This window comes from Embleya scabrispora DSM 41855, from assembly GCF_000372745.1.
GTDB classification, from domain to species: domain Bacteria; phylum Actinomycetota; class Actinomycetes; order Streptomycetales; family Streptomycetaceae; genus Embleya; species Embleya scabrispora.
In genome coordinates this window covers 114,028-133,174 of the sequence record NZ_KB889719.1, presented here as the reverse complement: position 1 = coordinate 133,174, position 19,147 = coordinate 114,028, and the positions used below count along the sequence as shown (strand labels likewise).

General features: G+C 70.4%; 16 protein-coding genes. 9 read left to right on the top strand and 7 right to left on the bottom strand.

Features of this window, described 5'->3' with window-relative positions:
• Positions 1-12: 12 nt before the first annotated feature.
• Genes A3IC_RS0144840 through A3IC_RS60195 form a run of 3 tightly spaced genes read right to left on the bottom strand, consistent with a single transcriptional unit; the run spans position 13 to position 3,542 of the window.
• Positions 13-507: an HIT family protein gene (locus tag A3IC_RS0144840; RefSeq protein ID WP_020556597.1), complete on the bottom strand. Its 495-nt coding sequence runs from the start codon at positions 505-507 to the stop codon at positions 13-15.
• Positions 508-563: 56 nt separating this feature from the next.
• Positions 564-3,017, bottom strand: a complete 2,454-nt coding sequence (locus tag A3IC_RS60200) for a SpoIIE family protein phosphatase (RefSeq protein ID WP_020556596.1) — start codon at positions 3,015-3,017, stop codon at positions 564-566.
• A gap of 24 nt (positions 3,018-3,041) precedes the next feature.
• Positions 3,042-3,542 carry a (deoxy)nucleoside triphosphate pyrophosphohydrolase gene (locus A3IC_RS60195; RefSeq protein WP_020556595.1) on the bottom strand — a complete coding sequence of 167 codons (501 nt, stop codon included), beginning with the start codon at positions 3,540-3,542 and terminating at the stop codon, positions 3,042-3,044.
• Positions 3,543-3,674: 132 nt separating this feature from the next.
• Between A3IC_RS60195 and A3IC_RS60190 the strand changes: the two genes are divergently transcribed.
• Entirely contained in the window at positions 3,675-4,712 is a 1,038-nt protein-coding gene (locus tag A3IC_RS60190) for a CE1 family esterase (protein WP_020556594.1), read from the top strand.
• A 197-nt stretch (positions 4,713-4,909) separates the two neighbouring features.
• A complete protein-coding gene (locus A3IC_RS0144820) occupies positions 4,910-5,863 on the top strand; it encodes a 4-hydroxy-3-methylbut-2-enyl diphosphate reductase (protein ID WP_020556593.1) in 954 nt (317 codons plus the stop codon).
• Positions 5,864-6,012: 149 nt separating this feature from the next.
• Here A3IC_RS0144820 and A3IC_RS0144815 read toward each other — a convergent pair whose 3' ends face one another.
• Together A3IC_RS0144815 and A3IC_RS0144810 are read right to left on the bottom strand one after the other, a co-directional pair.
• Positions 6,013-6,396, bottom strand: a complete 384-nt coding sequence (locus tag A3IC_RS0144815) for a DUF6542 domain-containing protein (protein ID WP_020556592.1) — start codon at positions 6,394-6,396, stop codon at positions 6,013-6,015.
• A gap of 564 nt (positions 6,397-6,960) precedes the next feature.
• Positions 6,961-7,503 carry a hypothetical protein gene (locus A3IC_RS0144810; RefSeq protein ID WP_020556591.1) on the bottom strand — a complete coding sequence of 181 codons (543 nt, stop codon included), beginning with the start codon at positions 7,501-7,503 and terminating at the stop codon, positions 6,961-6,963.
• 135 nt (positions 7,504-7,638) lie between these two features.
• On the opposite strand from A3IC_RS0144810, the gene ychF reads away from it, so the two are divergent.
• From ychF to A3IC_RS0144780, 6 genes are all read left to right on the top strand, one after another.
• Positions 7,639-8,712: a redox-regulated ATPase YchF gene (ychF, locus tag A3IC_RS0144805; RefSeq protein ID WP_020556590.1), complete on the top strand. Its 1,074-nt coding sequence runs from the start codon at positions 7,639-7,641 to the stop codon at positions 8,710-8,712.
• A 205-nt stretch (positions 8,713-8,917) separates the two neighbouring features.
• Positions 8,918-9,199, top strand: coding sequence for a type II toxin-antitoxin system Phd/YefM family antitoxin (locus A3IC_RS0144800; RefSeq protein WP_020556589.1), 282 nt, complete (start codon positions 8,918-8,920; stop codon positions 9,197-9,199).
• Entirely contained in the window at positions 9,196-9,450 is a 255-nt protein-coding gene (locus A3IC_RS0144795; RefSeq protein WP_020556588.1) for a Txe/YoeB family addiction module toxin, read from the top strand. The genes A3IC_RS0144800 and A3IC_RS0144795 overlap by 4 nt, the downstream gene beginning before the upstream one ends.
• A gap of 195 nt (positions 9,451-9,645) precedes the next feature.
• Complete coding sequence (gene xseA, locus A3IC_RS0144790; RefSeq protein WP_026219460.1) at positions 9,646-10,857, top strand: exodeoxyribonuclease VII large subunit; 1,212 nt, start codon at positions 9,646-9,648, stop codon at positions 10,855-10,857.
• Positions 10,858-10,979: 122 nt separating this feature from the next.
• Positions 10,980-13,706 (top strand): immune inhibitor A domain-containing protein, encoded by a 2,727-nt coding sequence (locus tag A3IC_RS0144785; RefSeq protein ID WP_020556586.1) that lies wholly within the window; start codon positions 10,980-10,982, stop codon positions 13,704-13,706.
• Between the two features lie 40 nt (positions 13,707-13,746).
• A complete protein-coding gene (locus A3IC_RS0144780; protein WP_020556585.1) occupies positions 13,747-14,001 on the top strand; it encodes an exodeoxyribonuclease VII small subunit in 255 nt (84 codons plus the stop codon).
• Positions 14,002-14,115: 114 nt separating this feature from the next.
• Here the strand turns inward: A3IC_RS0144780 and A3IC_RS0144775 are convergent, their stop codons facing one another.
• Both A3IC_RS0144775 and A3IC_RS0144770 read right to left on the bottom strand, forming a co-directional pair.
• Positions 14,116-16,758: an immune inhibitor A domain-containing protein gene (locus tag A3IC_RS0144775; RefSeq protein ID WP_020556584.1), complete on the bottom strand. Its 2,643-nt coding sequence runs from the start codon at positions 16,756-16,758 to the stop codon at positions 14,116-14,118.
• Between the two features lie 467 nt (positions 16,759-17,225).
• Complete coding sequence (locus tag A3IC_RS0144770) at positions 17,226-17,750, bottom strand: DUF4245 domain-containing protein (RefSeq protein ID WP_026219458.1); 525 nt, start codon at positions 17,748-17,750, stop codon at positions 17,226-17,228.
• A 214-nt stretch (positions 17,751-17,964) separates the two neighbouring features.
• Here A3IC_RS0144770 and glpX point away from each other — a divergent pair, with 214 nt between their 5' ends.
• Complete coding sequence (glpX, locus tag A3IC_RS0144765) at positions 17,965-18,996, top strand: class II fructose-bisphosphatase (protein ID WP_020556582.1); 1,032 nt, start codon at positions 17,965-17,967, stop codon at positions 18,994-18,996.
• Positions 18,997-19,147 lie beyond the last annotated feature (151 nt).

Here is a 19,147-nt window from a genome sequence, read left to right as displayed (position 1 = left end):
GAGACGGCTCGGTCACGCGGGCCGGCCGGAAACCGCCGGTCGGCCCGGGTCCGCGCCCAGGACGGCACGCAGGGCGTCGGCCGACGCGTCCATGCGCTCGGCCGTGACCCGCTCGCCCTCCGGGCGCCCGAGCATCGCGAACGCGCCCGGCCCACGCAGCTCCGCCGCCAGGTCGGGCGGTCGCGGCACGATGTGAAAGTGCACGTGCGCGAACCCCTCGCGCTCGGCGAACTGTGCCACGTAGGTCTTCGTACACCCGGTCACCTCGCGCAACGCCCGCGCCAGCGCGACCTGCCAGGTCCCGAGCGTGCCCGCCTCGTCCCCGGTCAACTCCGCGATCGACACGACGTGCCGCCGCGGAACCAGCACCAGCCACCCCGGCAACGCAGTATCGAAGGCATGCGCCACCCGCCACCACGCATCGAACGCAACCCGCTCCCGCGACGGCAACTCGCCGAACCGCGCCTCCTGCTCACAGGAGTGGCACCCGGTCTCGCTCGGCTCCATGGGCCGACCTCCTGGCTCGGCCGTGATCGAACCGGTCGGTCGATCGCCGGCAACGGTTATTCCGGCAACGTCAGTTCGAACCAGACCGTCTTGCCATGGCCGGACTTTCGGCTGCCCCAGCGTTCGGCGAGCTGGTTGACCAGTTGGAGGCCGCGGCCGCCCTCGTCGGTGTCCTCGGCCTCGCGCATCCGCGGGAGCGTGGTGCCCGCGTCGGCGACCTCGCACAGGAGTGCCCGGCCGCGCAGCAGGCGGAGTCGGATCGGGCCGGCGCCGTACCGGAGCGCGTTCGTGACCAGTTCGCTGACCAGCAGCTCGGTGATGTCGATCAGGGCGTCCAGGCCCCACTCGGTGAGCGTCTTGCGGCTCAGTTCGCGGGCGCGGGAGACCACGGCGGGCTCGGCCGGCAGCCACCAGGACGCCACCGAGTCCTCGGCGAGCGCGTCCAGGCGGGCCACGAGCAGGGCCACGTCGTCGAAGCCCGGCTCCTCGTGGACGTCGGCGAGGATCTTGTCGGCGAGCTGCCCGAGCGTTCCCGGCGGCCCCGCCACGGCATCGCACAGCAGGTCGATGCCCACGTCGAGGGAGCGGTCCCGGGTCTCCACCAGGCCGTCGGTGTACAGCACCAGCGTGCTGCCCGACTCGACCGTGAAGTCGCCCTGCTCGAAGCCGAGACCGCCCACGCCAAGGACCGTGCCGGGCGGGTTGTCGATCACCCGCGGTCGCCCGCCCGCCGGGACCAGCACCGGCGGCATGTGGCCCGCGCTGGCGAACTCGCAGGCGCGGGCCACCGGGTCGTAGACGACATAGACACACGTCGCGTAGTGGAGTTCGCCGAGCCCCACCACGATGTCGTCCAAGTGCCCGAGCACCTCGGCCGGCGGCAGTTCCAGGCCCGCGAGCGTGCGCACCGCGGTGCGCAGTTGGCCCATCACCGCCGCCGCGTGCACGCCGTGTCCCATCACGTCGCCGACCACGAGCCCGATCCGCCCGCCCGACAGCGGGATCACGTCGTACCAGTCGCCACCCACCTCGGTCACCGAGCTGCCCGGCAGGTATCGGTGCGCGACCGAGATGCCCGGCAACTCCGGCAGGTTCTGCGGCAACAGGCTGCGCTGGAGCATCACCGCGGTCTCCCGCTGGTGGTGGTACAGCCGCGCGTTGTCCACCGACACGGCCGCCCGCGCGCCCAGTTCGGTGGCGAGCGTGAGGTCGTCCGGGTCGAACGCGGGCCGGCCCTCGCCGCGCCCGAGCAGCATCGTGCCGAGCACCACCCCGCGGGCGCTGAGCGGGACCACGATCATCGTGTGCAGACCCAGCGCCCGGGCGGCCTCGGCCCGGCCGGAGTCGCGGATCAGCTCGTCGTACATGTCGTCCTGCACGTTGCGCATCAGGTACGAGCCGCCCGTGCGCAGACAGCGGCCGAACGTCGAATCGGCCGCGTAGACCAGGGTGCTGCCCTCGTGGAGCAGTTCGTCGGTGTATCGCCCCGGGCGCGCGCCGCGTGAGGCGACCCGTTCCAGGCGGGCCTTCTCGGCGTGCGCGCCGGGTGGGATCTCCTCGCCCCGGACGATCGCCTCCAGCAGGTCCACGGCGGCCAGGTCGGCGAAGCCGGGCACCACCGACGCGGTCAGCTCCTCGGCGATCCGGGGAATGTCCAAGGTGGCGCCGAGCCGGGTGCCGGCCTCGTTCAGCAGCGCGAGCCGCTTGCGCGCGGCGTCCACCTTGACCATCGCGTAGTGCCGCTCGGTCACGTCGATCAGCGAGCAACTGATGCCCAGGATCCGACCGCCGGGCGCCTCCAGGCGGTTGTACGACATCGACCACACGGTGCGCGGGCTGCCGTCGGTGGGGATCGGACCGAAGATCCGCGAGTCGACCACGGGCTCGCCGGTCTCCAGGACGCGCTGTTGGATCGTGCGCACCCGCTCGGTGTCCATCCCGGGACGGACCTCCTCGAGCCGGCGTCCGATGTGTTCCTCGACGGGCATCCGGTTGATCGCGGCGAGCGCGTCGTTGACCGCGACGTAGCGCAGGTCGGCGTCGAAGATGCCCACCCCGATCGGCGACTGGTCGAACAGCGCCTCGCGGATCGCCAGGTCGGCCTCGACCTTGCGCACCACCGTCGAGTCCATCGAGGTGATCAGCACGAAGCGGTTCCCGGCCAGGTCCTCGGCGAAGGCCGCGCGCGATTCGACCGTGCACAGCGTGCCGTCGCCGCGGCGCATCGTGTACGAGCCGGCGAAGACGTCCGCACCCGCGACCGCGTGCTGGGTGGCCGCCTCCTGCGCGGCGGTGAACGGCGGATGCACCAGGTCGACCGCGCGGGCGCCGAGGATGTCCTCGCGCCGGTAGCCGAAGAGCTGCTCGGCGGCGGCGCTCCACATCACGATCCGGCCGTCGGCGTCGAGCACCCACGTGGCCGACGGGACAAGGTCGAACAGGGAACCGGGCGCCGAGGATCGCCGGGCCGCGTCCCCCGGATTCCGGTCGGCTTCTCGGCGCTGCTCCATCGACGGCGGATCCCTTTTTCGCTGCTACTCCGGACCGTTTTCCCGGTTGATCACGTTCTCAAGCCCGGCCCCCGGGTGCGGCCGAGCCGCCCCCCGGTGCACCGCCGGCTGCCGTGCGTTTCGTGCGTCGTGCCCGCCCAACTCGATCGCGACCAGTTCCGCCGCCGGGCGATCCGGTGCCAGCCACGCGAGCCCGAGCACCTCGTCCGGGACCAGCCAGCGCAGCGCCGAGTGGTCCTGGAGCGCCCGGGGTTCGCCCGCGACCAAGTCGGCCAGCCACACGTGCAGTACATACCCCCGGGCGAGCGGCCACGCCCCGGGCAGTCGGCGCACCGGTCGCACGGTCGCGCCGAGTTCCTCGTGGCACTCGCGCACCAGCGCGGCGGACTCGCTCTCGCCGGGTTCGACCTTGCCGCCGGGGAACTCCCAACCACCCGCCAACTCGGCCGGCGCGCTGCGGCACGCGGCCAGTACGCGCCCTCGATGGAGGATCGCGGCGCCGACGACGATGCGGGTCCCGGTCATGGCGGACAACTCTACGTGCCGAGCGGTCGCCGCATGAGGCAACCTTTCACGGTTCGCGAACGTCGGAGTTCGAGGGCACGTTTGCGAAATGAACGGATCCGGACCCGGATCGCCGAACGAGGTGGGGTGGCTGTGGCGGGATTCCGTGGCGCGGGCGTGCGGGCGGGCCGGATGCTCGCGGTGTGCGCCGCGGTCGCCGCGGTGCTCGCGGTGTTCGCGTCGGCCCGACTGACCGCCCGCGAGGCCGGTCCGCCGGCCACCGCCGGGGCCGCCGCCGCGGACACCGGGTGCGATGGGCGGGACCGGCAGGGATGGGTGACCGTCCCGGTGTCCTTCTCCGGTGAGACCTACCGGGTCCGGGCGTACCTCCCGCGGAGCTACGACGGCGTGGCGCCGCGGCCGCTGGTGCTCAACCTGCACGGCAGCGACAGCACCGGCACGGCACAGATGGCGATCACCGGTATGGGTGCGTCCGCCGAGCGGCACGGCTTCGTCGTCGCGGTCCCGGAAGGCGGCCTGAGCCATCCCGGCTCGTCCGGCGGCCGTACCTGGAACATCCCCGGCGTGCCGCTGTACGGCGGACATCCGGCCGCGGCCGGCGGCCGTGACGAGGTCGGCTTCGTCGAGGCCGCGCTGGACGCGCTGGACCGTTCGTTGTGCCTGGACGATCGGCGCGTATACGCGACCGGGTTCTCCGGCGGCGCCCGGATGACCTCGCTGCTCGGCTGCGCACTCAGTCGGCGGATAGCGGCCATCGCCCCGGTCGCGGGTCTGCGTGCGGACGGCACCGACGGCGCCCGGCCGGCGCCGTGCCGACCGATCCGACCGATCCCGGTGCTGACCTTCCACGGCCTGGCCGACCAGGCCAACCCCTACGAGGGCGGGATCGCGTCGCGCTGGACCTACCCGGTGACCGATGCGGTGCGGCGCTGGGCCGCGATCGACGAATGCCCGAGCGCACCGGTGCGCACGCGCGTGTCCCGGCACGTCGAGCGCACCGCGTACACCGGCTGCGCGGGCGGCACGGCGGTGATCCTGTACACCCAGTCCGACGCGGGGCACACCTGGCCGGGCGCGGCGGGTACCGAGGTGCGCGGGTTCGGCCGGATCAACCAGGAGGTCTCGGCCAATGAGCTGATGTGGGCGTTCTTCTCCGAGTACGCGCTCTGACTGCCGGTACACGCCCGCCGCTCAGGGCGTCGGCCGCGACCGGTCGAAGCCGCGCGCGATCGCGCGATGCGCGGGGTGTGCCACCGGGACCGTACGCAGCCGGCCGAGCGGCACCCCCGGCGCACCCGACGCGAGCAGCGCGCGCTTTGCCGCCCGGAGCCGGGTGGATCACCCGGGGCCGCCCTTACGATGGACCCATGTCGTCAACCAGCCGCGTCCTGCTCGCCGCCCCCCGGGGGTACTGCGCGGGCGTCGACCGAGCCGTCGAGACCGTCGAGAAGGCCCTCGATCTGTACGGTGCGCCGGTGTACGTGCGCAAGCAGATCGTGCACAACAAATACGTCGTCGAGACGCTGGAGAAGCGCGGCGCGATCTTCGTGGACGAGACGGCGGAGGTGCCCGAGGGCGCCACGGTCGTCTTCTCCGCCCACGGTGTGGCTCCCGTGGTGCACCAGGAGGCGGCGGCCCGGTCGCTGCGCACGATCGACGCCACATGCCCGCTCGTGACCAAGGTGCACAAGGAGGCCGTGCGCTTCGCCGAGGAGGGCTACGACATCCTGCTGATCGGCCACGAGGGGCACGAGGAGGTGATCGGCACCGCCGGTGAGGCGCCCGATCACATCCACTTGGTGGACGGCCCCGAAGGCGTCGCGAACGTCGAGGTGCGCGACCCCTCGAAGGTGGCCTGGCTCTCCCAGACCACGCTGTCCGTGGACGAGACCGTCGCCACCGTCAAGGAGCTGCGCAAGAGGCTCCCGCTGCTGATCGACCCGCCGAGTGACGACATCTGCTACGCGACGCAGAACCGCCAGGTCGCGGTGAAGCAGATCGCCGCCGAGTCGGACCTGGTGATCGTGGTCGGCTCGACCAACTCGTCCAACTCGGTGCGTCTGGTCGAGGTCGCGCTGGAGGCGGGCGCCCGGGCGTCGTACCTGGTCGACTACGCGGAAGAGCTGAAGGACGAGTGGCTGGAGGGGGTCGGCACGGTCGGCGTCACCTCCGGCGCTTCGGTGCCCGAGGTGCTCGTGGACGGCGTGCTCGCGTGGCTGGCCGAGCGCGGCTTCGGCGACGTACACATCCACCGATCGGTCGAGGAACGGCTGCAGTTCGCGCTGCCGCAGGAGCTGCGCCGGGATCTGCGCAACACCTGAGCGGTGGACCCGGGGTTGTCCGGGCGGGGTTGTCCGGGCCGGGGCGGCGGAAGACGCCGGCCGGAGGGTTCGGGAGTTGTCGTGAGGGGCCTGTCCGAGGGATCGGACAGGCCCCGTCGGCTTTCGGCTCGCCGATGCGCCGGCTCGGTCTAGAGGTGGTCGGCCGCTCGGCGCTTGATCAGGACGACGACGGCCGCCAGAGCCGTACCGCCCCACAGCAGGCCCGCCTTGAAGGACAGCGCGGTGATCAGGTCCAGGCCCACCCGGGTGAGGAAGCTCTCCTGGGTGTCGGCGCCCAGGAACGTACTCACGAGCACGACGGTCGTGGCGAACGCGATCGGGGGCGTGATGATCGCGGCGATCCAGTACCGGGCGCGCACCTTCCAGGCCACGAACACCGAGCTGATCAGGAACGCGAACCCGAACAGGAAGCCCAGTTCGTCGGTCGCCAAGTGGTCGACGAGGCCGCCGAGCAGCGTGCCGCCCAAGCCGAACACGGCAGCGCCCGCGGCGGTGAGGCCGCTGCCGGACATCCGGAATCCGCCCGCGGCGCCGTTCGCCCGCCGCGACGAGACCGGCCGACGTGGTCGCGCCTGTACTCGGGCCGCGGAACTCCCGGTCCGCTCCCGGGCCTGCTCGCGGCCTGCCCCCGGTGTCGCGGGCGGCGGGGCGGAAGAGTCGGGTCGACGGCGCACTGCCTCACCTCGTCCCGGCGCCGGCACGGCAGGCCGTTTCGGTGGGTTCCGGGTCGGTACGGGACGCGCTCCCGTTCGGCTGCGCTGTTCCATTGACCCAAGGTATTGCCGCATCGCGGTCAAACCCGTCCAAGAACACGAAAAACCTCACCTCGTCCGTGTCGAACCGTCCGCCCGGTCGCCACTCACCTCGTCCTCGACCGATCCGTTCCTGCCCCGATTTCTCGGGGTTCACCAGGGAGGACGCTCGTTCGGGCGGGATTGGTGGCGGTTGCGGGCGAGCAATTCGGACCGACCGGTGCCCGGGGGCGCCGCCGACGCGGTGGTCGGGGCGGCCGGGCGGCCGTGACGAGGTCCGAGTCGAGTTCCGGGTCGAGTCCGGATCGGGCCCGGGGTCGGGGGTCACACCTGGGCGCCGCTTTCCACCATGTCCACCGTGCGGACCACCTCGTCGGTGCTCAGCACCTGGACCGGGATGCCACGCAACGCGGCGTATCGACGCAGGTCCACGGCCAGATAGGGCAACATCTGCTTGTCCAGGAAGTTGATCGTGTGCTGCTTCCGGCCGCCGGCGCGCATCGCACAGCGCACGATCGCGTAGGACGGGCTCTCCCCGCTGTTGACCTTGAGTTTGGCCTCAACCGAGGAGATCTCTTCCCAGCGCAGGCCCCGAGTGCGGAACAGGCCGTGGAAAACCAGACCATTGGGCCCGATCGACAACTTTCGATACTGGTAGAGCGCGAAGCCGAGGAGGACGAAGAGGCTGAGCCCGCCGTAGAGCGCGAAGGCCACGACGGTCGGCAGACCGAGGTCGGCCACGTCGAACAGGCCGAGCGCGATCGGGACGAACGCGGTGAGCAACAGGATGCGCATGGGCTTGGACTCCCACAGGACGCCGTCCACCAGCTGCCTGCGGTTGTGGTTGGTGTTCGAGGTGCGGCTCATCGATGTCCCCGTCGTTGAGTGGCCGACGTACGAAACCAGGGATGCTACTGGCCACAGGCCACCACCTACACTTTCCACAGGCGCTTGTATGTCCGCAGCGCGCCACATCGATCGCCGAGAAGCCAGGGAATCCAGTTGTCGCTCACCATCGGAATCGTCGGCCTGCCCAACGTCGGCAAGTCGACGCTCTTCAACGCCCTGACCAAGAACGACGTGCTCGCGGCGAACTACCCGTTCGCGACCATCGAGCCGAACGTGGGCGTGGTGGGCGTACCGGACCCGCGTCTGGACACGCTGGCCGAGATCTTCGGCTCGGCCAAGAAGATCCCGGCGACGGTCGACTTCGTGGACATCGCCGGCATCGTGCGCGGCGCCTCCGAGGGTGAGGGCCTGGGCAACAAGTTCCTCGCCAACATCCGCGAGTCGGACGCCATCTGCCAGGTCATCCGGGTCTTCACCGACCCGGACGTGGTGCACGTCGACGGCAAGATCTCGCCGGCCGACGACAAGGAGATCATCGAGACCGAGCTGATCCTGGCCGACCTGCAGACGATCGAGAAGGTCCTGCCGCGACTCCAGAAGGACTCGCGCCTGCAGAAGGACAAGATCGCGGTGGCCGCCGCCGTGGAGAAGGCCAAGGAGGTGCTGGAGGCGGGCACCACGGTCTTCGCCGCCGGCCTCGACCCGGAGCCGCTGCGCGAGCTGCACCTGCTCACCGCCAAGCCGTTCCTGTACGTCTTCAACGTCGACGAGGACGAGCTGGTCAACGAGGAGCTCAAGGCCGAACTGCGCGAGCTGGTCGCCCCGGCCGAGGCGATCTTCCTGGACGCCAAGATCGAGTCCGAGCTGATCGAACTGGACGAGGCCGAGGCGCTGGAACTGCTGCAGAGCCTGGGCCAGGAGGAATCCGGCCTGTCGATCCTGGCCCGAGTCGGCTTCGACACGCTGGGCCTGCAGACCTACCTCACGGCCGGCCCCAAGGAGGCTCGCGCCTGGACGGTCGCCAAGGGCGCCACCGCCCCCGAGGCCGCCGGCGTGATCCACACCGACTTCCAGCGCGGCTTCATCAAGGCCGAGGTGATCGGCTTCGACGACCTGGTCGAAACCGGCAGCCGCGCCGAGGCCCGCACCAAGGGCAAGGCCCGCATGGAGGGCAAGGACTACATCATGCAGGACGGCGACGTGGTGGAGTTCCGCTTCAACGTCTGAGCGATGAGTCGACGCCACCTCGTGGGCGTGGCAAAGCAGGTCAGAAGGGGTCGACTCGTCCGAGAGTCGACCCCTTCGCTCGTTCCCGTGTCGGGATCGCGCCGGGATGGTGCCGGAATATCCGAGCACCCATCAGCCGCTCGACCCGGCCGAATGACACAGGAGTGGTACGTTATCAGGTACCACTTGATGGAAGGGTCGGGTCATGTCGATAACCGCGAGCGAAGCCCGTAAGGCACTCTTTCCGCTGATCAAGAAAGTCAACGACGACCACGAGGCCATCGAGATCGTCTCCAAGCACGGCAACGCCGTGCTCGTCTCGGCCGAGGACTATGCCGCGCTGCGCGAGGGCTCGTACCTGCTGCGCTCTCCGGTTAACGCTCGCCGGCTGCTCAAGGCTTACGAGAACGCCCTGGCCCACGTCGACGTCTCGGAGCGTGAGCTGATCGATCCGGACTCGGCGGGCGCGGATGCGGGCGCCCCGTGAGGCTTGTCTTCGAGGATGGGGGCTGGGAGGACTACACGTCCTGGCTCGGGAACGACCGCAAGATGCTCGCTCGGATCAACAAGCTCATCGAGGACGTCAAGCGTGACCCGTTCTCGGGAATCGGTAAGCCCGAGCCGCTGAAGTACCACTTGCCGGGGGCTTGGTCGCGCCGGATCGACGATGAGCACCGATTGGTCTATCTGGTCACGGACAAGGAGATCGTCATCCTCGCCGCACGCTACCACTACTGACCGCCGAACCCGGCGGTGCGCCGAAATATCCTTCCGGTGCCGGGTCGCGCCGGGACGGATCCCTCCGGCCGGCCGCGGCCCCTCATCGGGCGGGAGGCCGGGCGGGTGGACGTCGATCCGCGTCGGACCGGCATCCGACAGGAACGGGTCCGGTGTCGGGGCCGGCCGTAGGTGGCGGCCGGTTAGCCTCTGGGGATGGCTCTCACGACTTCTGCCGATGCGCCCCTGCCCGTGGCGGAGATTTCCCGGTTGATCGGGGGGTGGATCGATCGGCTCGGGGATGTGTGGGTCGAGGGGCAGATCACCCAGCTCAGTCGGCGGCCGGGGGCCGGGGTGGTGTTCATGACGCTGCGCGATGCCGAGCAGGACGTGTCGATCTCGGTGACCTGCTATCGGAAGGTGTTCGACGCGGTCGGGGACATCGTGACCGAGGGTTCGCGGGTGGTCGTGCACGCGAAGGCGGACTGGTACCGGGCGCGTGGGACGTTGTCGTTGCGGGCCGCGGAGATTCGGCCGGTGGGGATCGGCGAGTTGTTGGCGCGGTTGGAGCAGCTCAAGCGGGCGCTCACCGCCGAGGGGTTGTTCGATCCGCGGCACAAGCAGCCGCTGCCGTTTCTGCCGCACCGGGTCGGGTTGGTCTGTGGGCGCGCCTCGGCCGCCGAGCGGGACGTGTTGGAGAACGCCAAGCGGCGCTGGCCGGCCGTGCGGTTCGCGGTGCGCAACGTCGCGGTGCAGGGGGTGAGCGCGGTCTCCCAGGTGGTCGCGGCGATCCGCGAGTTGGATGCCGACCCGAACGTCGACCTGATCGTGGTGGCCCGGGGCGGCGGCAGCGTGGAGGATCTGTTGCCGTTCTCCAGTGAGGAGTTGGTGCGGGTCGTCTTCGCGTGCACGACGCCGGTGGTGAGTGCGATCGGGCACGAGCCGGACTCGCCGCTGCTGGACCTGGTGGCCGACTATCGGGCGTCCACGCCCACCGACGCCGCGAAGCGGATCGTGCCGGACATCCGCGAGGAGTTGCATCGGGTGCACCAGGTGCGCGATCGCGGGCGGCTCGCGCTGCGGGCCCGGCTCGATCGGGAGTACCAGGGCCTGCGGGCCGCCCGTTCGCGGCCGGTGCTGGCCGATCCGCAGCGCATGGTGGACCTGCGCGCGGAGGAGGTGGCCGGGCTCGTGGATCGTTCCCGGCGCACCCTGCGGCACCTGCTGGAGCGCGCCGCGAGCGACCTCACGCACACCCGCGCGCGGGTCGTCGCGCTCTCCCCCGCGGCCACCCTGGAGCGCGGCTACGCGGTGTTGCAGCGAGCGGACGGGCACGCGGTCCGCGATCCCGCGGAGGTGGCGGCCGGCGACCGACTGACCGCCCGCGTGGCGGCCGGACGCTTCGAGGTGGTCGTCCCGAAGGACTGACCGACACCGGGAGCGGACCGCCCGCTCCGCCGTCACCCCACACACCCTGATTTTTGACCCGTTCGTATGACAAGCAGTGACATCTCACCCGATCGGCCGTGAAAACGGCTTAGTTTGCGCGTGTGTTGCGTCATCTGCTCGCCGCGTCCGCGTTGTTGCTCACCGGTGTCGCCACGTCCTCCGTGGCCGCCACCGACGACTCGCCCGCGCGGTGGAATCCGTCAGCCGCCGACTCCTACGTCAACTACGTCGCGCCCAGGGACCCGTTGCCGCCCGACGGGCCGGCGGGCGCGTCGCCCGAGGTGCGTGAGCACGCGCTCGCGGCCGAGCAGCGGGCCCGGCAATTTGATCGCAAGTTCGCCGAGGGCAACCCGGCTCCCGCCCGCCGGCTCGCCCGCGCCGAGGCGATCGCGGCCCGGACCGGCAAGAGCCCGCGCGCGCAGACCGAAGCGGCCCGGCAGGACGCACGACTGCTGACCGTCCTGGTCGAGTTCGACGACAGAGCCGACGACGACTTCTCCGGCTTCTCGCGCCCGACCAGTATCGCCGACCCGACCTGCGTGACCGAGCCGCCGGGCACGGTCAAGAACGGCCCCCGGCACAACCTGCTGCCCGATCCGGCGATCGGCGGGCAGGACAACAACACGCTGTGGGTCAAGGACTTCGACCGCCACCACTACGAGCGCATGCTCTACTCCGAGGGGGGCGTCACCGAGCGGGTCCGGCCCGACCTGACCGGCCCGGACGGCCGGCCCGGCGTCGACCTCGCGGGCCTGACCATGCGCAACATGTACCGGGAGATGTCGCACGGCGCGTACTCGGTCGGCGGCGAGGCGGCCGGCTGGGTGAGCGTCCCGCACTCCGAGGCGTGGTACGCCGCGGGCCACTGCGGCGCCATCCGCCAGGACAACAGCGGTGGCCGGGACAACCCGCGCGGCGTACGGCAGTTCGTCACCGACGCGGTGGACGCGCTGGCCGCCGCCCGGCCCGACTTCCCGTGGTTCGACTACGACCGGGAGGACCCGGGCGACGCCGACAACGACGGCAACACCCGCGAGCCGGACGGCGTGGTCGACCACCTCGTGCTGGTGCACGCGGGCAAGGACAAGTCGGCCGGCGGCGGCGCCGAGGGCACCTACGCGATCTGGGCGCACGCGAGCACCGTGTTGCGCGGGCATCCCGTCCCGGGCACCGACCTCAAGGTGGCGAACTACATCGTCCAGCCCGAGGACGCCGGAGTGGGCGTGTTCGCCCACGAGTTCGGCCACGACCTAGGGCTGCCCGACCTGTACGACAACTTCAGCGGCGGCGACACCGACATCGAATTCTGGGACCTGATGTCCTCCGGCTCGCACGCCGGGCCGCTGTTCCAGACCATGCCCACCCACATGGGCGCGTGGTCGAAGTACGTCCTGGGCTGGATCGATCCGCCCGTGGTCCCGGTCGGCGGCAGCGCGCGCGCCGTGCTCCTCGGCGCCGCCGCCGAGCCGCGGGCCGGCACCGCCGACGCGGTTCGGGTGAACCTGCCGAGTGAGAGAGTCCGGATCGGCACCCCGCACAGCGGCACGAAGATGTGGTACTCGGAGCGGGACCAGGAATGGTCGGACGGCCGGATCGTCCGCGACCTCGCGGTGCCCGCCGGCGGACCCGCGACCTTCTCGATGTGGAACGACTACACCATCGAACAGGACTGGGACTTCGGCTTCGTCGAGGTGTCCGTCGACGAGGGTGCGACCTGGACCCAGCTCGCCGTGCACGACGACACGGGCGCACTGGTCAGCACCCCGCCCGACTACCCCGACCCCAACCGCAACCTCGGCGAACTGCGCAAGGTCAACGGCCTCACCGGCGGCACCAAAGGGTGGCGGCACGACAACGTGGACCTGACCCCGTACGCGGGTCGCACGGTCAAGCTGCGGCTGGACCTGAACACCGACGCCGCGTTCATGGAGAAGGGTTGGTTCGCCGACGACTTCGCACTCACCGGCGGCGCCGACGGCGGCACGGTGTGGTCGGACGACGTGGAGGGCGGCGACAACGGCTGGGCCCCGGTCAAGGGCACCAGCACGGTGACACGCGGGGCCGGCTGGGGCCGGACCTCCGGCGAGGTCGAGCGCGAGCAGTACTACCTGATGGAGTGGCGCGCCCCGGTCGGCTTCGACCGGGGCCTGAACTTCGCGTACACCGCCGAGCGCAGCGACAAGCGCGGCGTGCGGGTGCGCCGGTTGGGTTACGACGTGCCCGGCATGCTGGTGTGGCTGCGCGACGCCGAATACCAGAACAACGGTGTGAACTTCAATCTGAGCGCGCCGCCCAGCTACGGCGCCAAGGGTCAGACGCTGCTCGTGGACGCGCATCCGGATCCGCGTCGGTGGACCGGCGAGGCGGGCGAGCACTACCGGATCAGGAGCAACCCCCGGAAGAATCTGGAGAGTCGGGCGCAGTCCGCGGACGCCGCGTTCGGCTTCCTGCCCACGCCGGCGTTCGGCGCGTGCCACAGCAACGGCGCGTGGTGTCAGGACTTCGCGGCCCGCGAACCGGTCCGCGCGTTCCGCGACGACCGCGGCTGGGCCCCGGGCGTCGAGTACGTCGACGGCGCGCCGGTGGACCGCTTCACCGACGGGTCCACCGTGCTGCCCGCGCGCGGTCCGTACAGCACCCGGGTGGTCACGCCGGACGGCGCGCCCGATCCGGCGCACCACGGCGTGCCGTACCAGGGCTCCGTGCTCGGCACCGGCGATCCCGGCCCGGGCCTCGCCTACGGCGCCTCGGCCACGCTGGTCGGGCCGCTGTCGCGGGGGCGCCCGGAGCGCGGGGCCGCCGTGTGGATCGCCTCGGCCCGGCCGTGAGCCGCACCGGGGTCCCGGTCGAGGGACCTAAGCTGGCGGCATGAGTGAGCAGACCGCATCCGTGCCGGACGAGGCACCGGCCTACGAGCAGGCCCGTGACGAGCTGATCGAGGTCGTGCGCCGCCTGGAGACCGGCGGCATCACCCTGGAGGAGTCGTTGGCCCTGTGGGAGCGCGGCGAGCAGCTCGCCGTGGTGTGCGAGCAGTGGCTCGACGGCGCCCGGGCCAGGCTGGACGCGGCGGTCCGCGCCGAGCGCGCGGGAGCCGGAGCGGACGAGTCCGACGAGGACGACTGATCCGACGGCGACGGTCGACGAACGACAGAAGGGGCGCTCCCGAATTCGGGAGCGCCCCTTCCGGTTCACCCGACCACCGGCCACGCCGTCAGCGGGTGATCAGGGGTGGAGCACTTACTTCTGGGCCGGCAGGATCCAGACCACCGCACCGGAGTTGCCCGGCAGCGGGAGCACCGGCAGCACGGTCACGCCGTAGCCCTTGTCGAAGCCGGGGTTGCCCGTGCCCAGTTCGGAACCGTGGAAGAGCTTGCCGAAGCTGTCCCGGTCGAGCGAACCGTCCGCCTTGGTGACCTTGGTCGTGTACGGTCCCTTCGCCGGGACCACGGTCGAGCCGTAGCGGTCCTTCGGCACGACCCGGCCCTTGTAGAGCTCGGTGCCCGGTGCCCAGCCGAGCGTGTCGGTGAACATCGTCACCGGCGCCTGCGCCGCGATGGAGGTGCAGTAGGCGGTGCCGGGGATGCAGTCCGTGAACGGCGACGTCTTGACGAAGCCGAACGCCGCGTTCGCGGCCTGCGGCCGGCTCGGGAGGTTGGCGAACACATTGCGCTTCTCGATGTTCGCGGTGTTCGGGTCGGGCTGCGGGAACTGCGCCTTGGCATCGCCGGTGTAGCGCAGCGGGTCCGGGTGCGAGTCGACGATCAACAGCTCGCCCTTGGGGCCCCACGAGGGCCCGTTGTCGATGTTGAAGTTGACGCCGTTGTTCTGGTACTGGTTGTCGCGCAGCCAGACCAGCATGCCCGGGGCGTTGTACGGGACCCGGTTGGTCTTGCCGTTCACGCCGGACGTGTACGCGTACTTCAGGCCCTCGTCGAAGCCGGACAGGTTGCGCCACTCCAGCAGGTAGTACTGCTCCCGCTCGAAGGTGCCGCTGGTACGGCCCCAGCCGTTGCCACTGGTGATCGCGTTGGTGCCCTTGATCGCGGTCCAGCCGTTGTCGCCGCTCTCCACGTCGTCCGACCACACCGTGGTGGTGCCGTTGGTGAGCGAGAAGTCGTCGGCGAACCAACCCTTCTCCATGAACGCGGCGTCGGTGTTCAGGTCCAGCCGCAGCTTGATGTTCTGGCCCGCGTACGGGGTCAGGTCGACGTTGTCGTGCCGCCACCCGCCACTGTCGCCGGTCAGGCCGCTGGTCTTGCGGAACGTGGCCAGGTTCTTCGTCGGGTCCGGGTAGTCCGACGGCGTGCTGACCAGCTTGCCGGACTCGTCCTTGACCGCGAGCTGCTTCCAGGTGGCACCGTTGTCGGTGGACACCTCGACGAAGCCGAAGTCCCAGTCCTGCTCGATGACGTAGTCGTTCCACATCCAGAACTTCACGTCCGTGCCCGCGGGCACCGCGATGTTCCGCTCGATCCGGACGTCGGACCAAGCCTGGTCCTGGCCGGAGTACCACATGTTCTGACCGCCGTGCGGAGCGCCGACCTTGACCTGCTTGTTCGGCAGGTTCACCCGGATGCCGCGGGAGGTGCCCTTGGGCGTCTTGGCGGCCTGGCCCAGCGTGGCGACCTTGGCTCGGTCACCGACCTTGACCAGGTCCGGGGTCAGCCAGCCGAGCGCGTACTTGTCCCAGATGCCCATGTGCGCGGGCTGCGACTGGAACAGCGCACCGGTGTGCGAACCGGCCGACATCAGGTCCCAGAAGTTCAGGTCCGTCTCGCCTGCGCTGAAGTTGTCGTACAGGTCGGGCAGGCCCAGGTCGTGGCCGAACTCGTGGGCGAACACGCCCACTCCGGAGTCCTCGGGCTGCACGATGTAGTTCGCGATCTTGATGTTGCTGCCGGGCACCTGGTGGCCGAAGAGCACGGTGCTCGCGTGCGCCCAGATCGAGTAGGTGCCCTCGGCACCGCCGCCGGCCGACTTGTCCTTGCCCGCGTGCACCAGGACCAGGTGGTCCACCACGCCGTCGGACTCCTGGGTGTTGCCGTCGTGGTCGGCGTCGCCCGGGTCTTCCTTGTCGTAGTCGGCCCACGGGAAGTTCGGCTGCTGCTTGGCCAGCTCGTCGACCGCGTCGATCGCCAGCTTCTGCGCGCCGAGCGGGTTGTCCGGGCTGCCGCTGTTGTCCTGCCGCGCGTTGCCGCAGGCGCCCGCGCCGTACCAGGCTTCGGAGTGCGGTGCCTTGACCCAAGGCGTCGCCTCGCCGGAAACCGAGTACTTTCCGGCCGACATCTCCTCGTACATGTTGCGCATGGTCTGGCCCGCGAGGCTGATGCCCGGCTTGCCGTCCGGCCCCGTGAGGTCGGTGCGCATGCGCTCGGTGATGCCCTCCTTGGAGTAGAGCATCTTGTTGAAGTGGGTCTGGTCGAAGTTCGGCACCCACTGCGAGTTGTTGTCGTTCGGGTTCAGCGCCGGGTTCGGGATCCGGTTGTGCAGCGGCCCGTTCTTGATGGTGCCGGGGGGCTCGGTGACACAGGTCGGGTCCGAAACGCTGGTCGGTCGCTTGAAGCCCGAGAAGTCGTCGTTGGCCTGGTCGTTGAACTCGACCAGGACGGTCAGCAGCTTCGCGGTCTGCTTGGCGTCGACGGGCTTGCCGCTGCGCTCGGCCTTGATCTCGGCCGGGCTCTTGCCGGTACGCCCGGCCTCGGCCTCCAGCGCCTTGATCTGCGCGGCGGCACGGGGGTTGCCGTCGGAGTTCTTGCGGTCGGCCGCGGCGTTCTGCGCCTTCAGCGAAGCGGCCTGGGCCGGGTCGCCGGGCAGCGCACTGGTGTCGACCGCCGCGTCGACGGAGTTGACGTAGTGGTCCTCGGGGCCCGGATTCCACACCGCGCGTGTCGTGTCGACGCGCGTAGGCGCGGCCGAGGTCGAAGGGGCCGTCGTGGCGGCAAGTCCGGTGATCGCAAGTGCGGATACGGACAGCAATGCCACACGGCGTTTGACCCGCCGGACGCCGGCAGGCGTCGGACCCCTCCCGGGTATCGCTGGACTCAACGTGCTCCCCTTTCCGACCGGGGAGCGATCCCCGGACGCAAAGCGACGTCGCGTGGGATCTGATCAAGCGCACACGACGTCGGGCCGACTCGGAAAGCCCGGCGGACACATGGCGGCAACCATCGGGTCACGACGATGCCGACACACGTTCGACCGGGCTTCCGGACCCTAGGGGCGGGAGTAACGCGCGGGGCAGAGGAAGGCGTGTGGTCTTTACGGAACCTTTACAAGCCGCTGTACATCCTGCGCAGCCGGCTGCCCGAGTCACCCCGATACGTCCGGCGGATCCGCCGACTTTCGGCTCAGCTGGCGGCAGTTCGCAGGGATGCGGCGAGAACGGTCAAATCCTCGAAAGTCGCATTGCCGGTGACCATCGTGGTCACGCCGTCGCGCACCCGAACCAACGAACGATATTTGGGGCCGTCGTACGCCTTCCACTGCTCGCCGGCCACGTCCCGGTTGCCGATCGGTTGCCCGCGCTTGCCCTTGTCCCGGACCAGTTCGTCGGTGAAGCCGTTGGTCTGCTCGACCGCGGCGTACTTGTCGTTGGGGTTGATGAAGCCGATGTGCCACGTGGTCTGGTTGCGGTCGAACCCCGTGAAGTTCACCGACGTCGCCCGCCACCGCTCGCTCAGTCCCCGCGGGGCGAGCAGTGGATACGGCGAGACCCGGGCCGCCTGCAGGAAGGAAGGTTCGTAGGGCACCCGCTTCACCGGATCCGCGCCGCTGTGCGGCGCCACCAGGAACAGCGCGCCGACCACCAGGCCGCACGCTCCCAAGGAAAGAACCATGTCCCGAACGGTCTCTCGACCCGACTTCCTCGCCACCCGAACATGGTCGCATTCCGCACCGTCTCGTTTTGCACGGGCTACCTGCACCGATACCACCGCTCACCGATAACATCGGGGCAATCCCGTTGGAACCAGTCCGGACTCGGGGCCGCGCGATCGCCGTGCCACCCGCAGCGATGACACACGGCCCCGGGGGATCAGGGCACCCCTCGTGGTTACGGACCGGTTCCCCTACAGGAAGGCCCGCCAGATGACGGACCAATCTGTACCTCCGCAGCTCGAAGTCGCACCGGAAGCCCCGGACCGCAACCTCGCACTCGAACTCGTCCGCGTCACCGAGGCCGCCGCGATGGCGGCCGGCCGCTGGGTCGGTCGAGGTGACAAGAACGGCGCGGACGGCGCCGCCGTCAAGGCGATGCGCAGCCTGATCCACACCGTGTCGATGAACGGTGTCGTGGTGATCGGCGAGGGCGAGAAGGACGACGCCCCGATGCTGTTCAACGGCGAACGGGTCGGCGACGGCTCCGGACCCGAGTGCGACGTCGCGGTCGACCCGGTGGACGGCACCACGCTGACCGCCAAGGGGATGAACAACGCGGTCGCGGTGATGGCCGTGTCCGAGCGGGGCAGCATGTACGACCCCTCGGCCGTGTTCTACATGGAGAAGCTGGTCACCGGCCCGGAAGCGGCCGACGTGGTGGACCTGACCGCGCCGATCGCGGAGAACATCCGCCGGGTGGCCAAGGCCAAGCACAGCGCCGTGGAGGACGTCACGGTCTGCATCCTGGACCGACCCCGGCACGACTCGATGGTCAAGGAGATCCGCGAGGCCGGCGCCCGGATCAAGTTCATCACCGACGGCGACGTGGCCGGCGCGATCATGGCGGCCAAGGACGGCACCGGCGTCGACCTGCTGCTCGGCATCGGCGGCACGCCGGAGGGCATCATCGCCGCCGCCGCGATCAAGTGCATGGGCGGCGTGATCCAGGGCCGGCTGTGGCCCAAGGACGAGGCCGAGCGGGCGAAGGCGATCGACGCCGGGCACGACCTGTCGCGCGTGCTGCTGACCGACGACCTGGTCCGCGGCGACAACGTCTTCTTCGTCGCGACCGGCATCACCGACGGCGAACTGCTGCGCGGGGTGCGCTACCGCTCCAGCACGGCGCTCACCTCCTCGCTGGTGATGCGCTCCAAGAGCGGCACGATCAGGCAGATCGACAGCCAGCACCGGCTCGCGAAGCTGCGGGCGTACAGCGCGATCGACTTCGACCACGCGCGTTAGGACCGTTCGGCCGGGGATGTGAGACCCGGCCCTTCGGCCGAGGTGGCCTCGAACGCCGGCCGGGCCGATTTCGGCTCGGTCGGCGTTCGACGCCGAGGCTCGGGTGAAAGCGGGGCTCGGAGATCTCGACGCTCGGCCCGCGCCTCCCGTC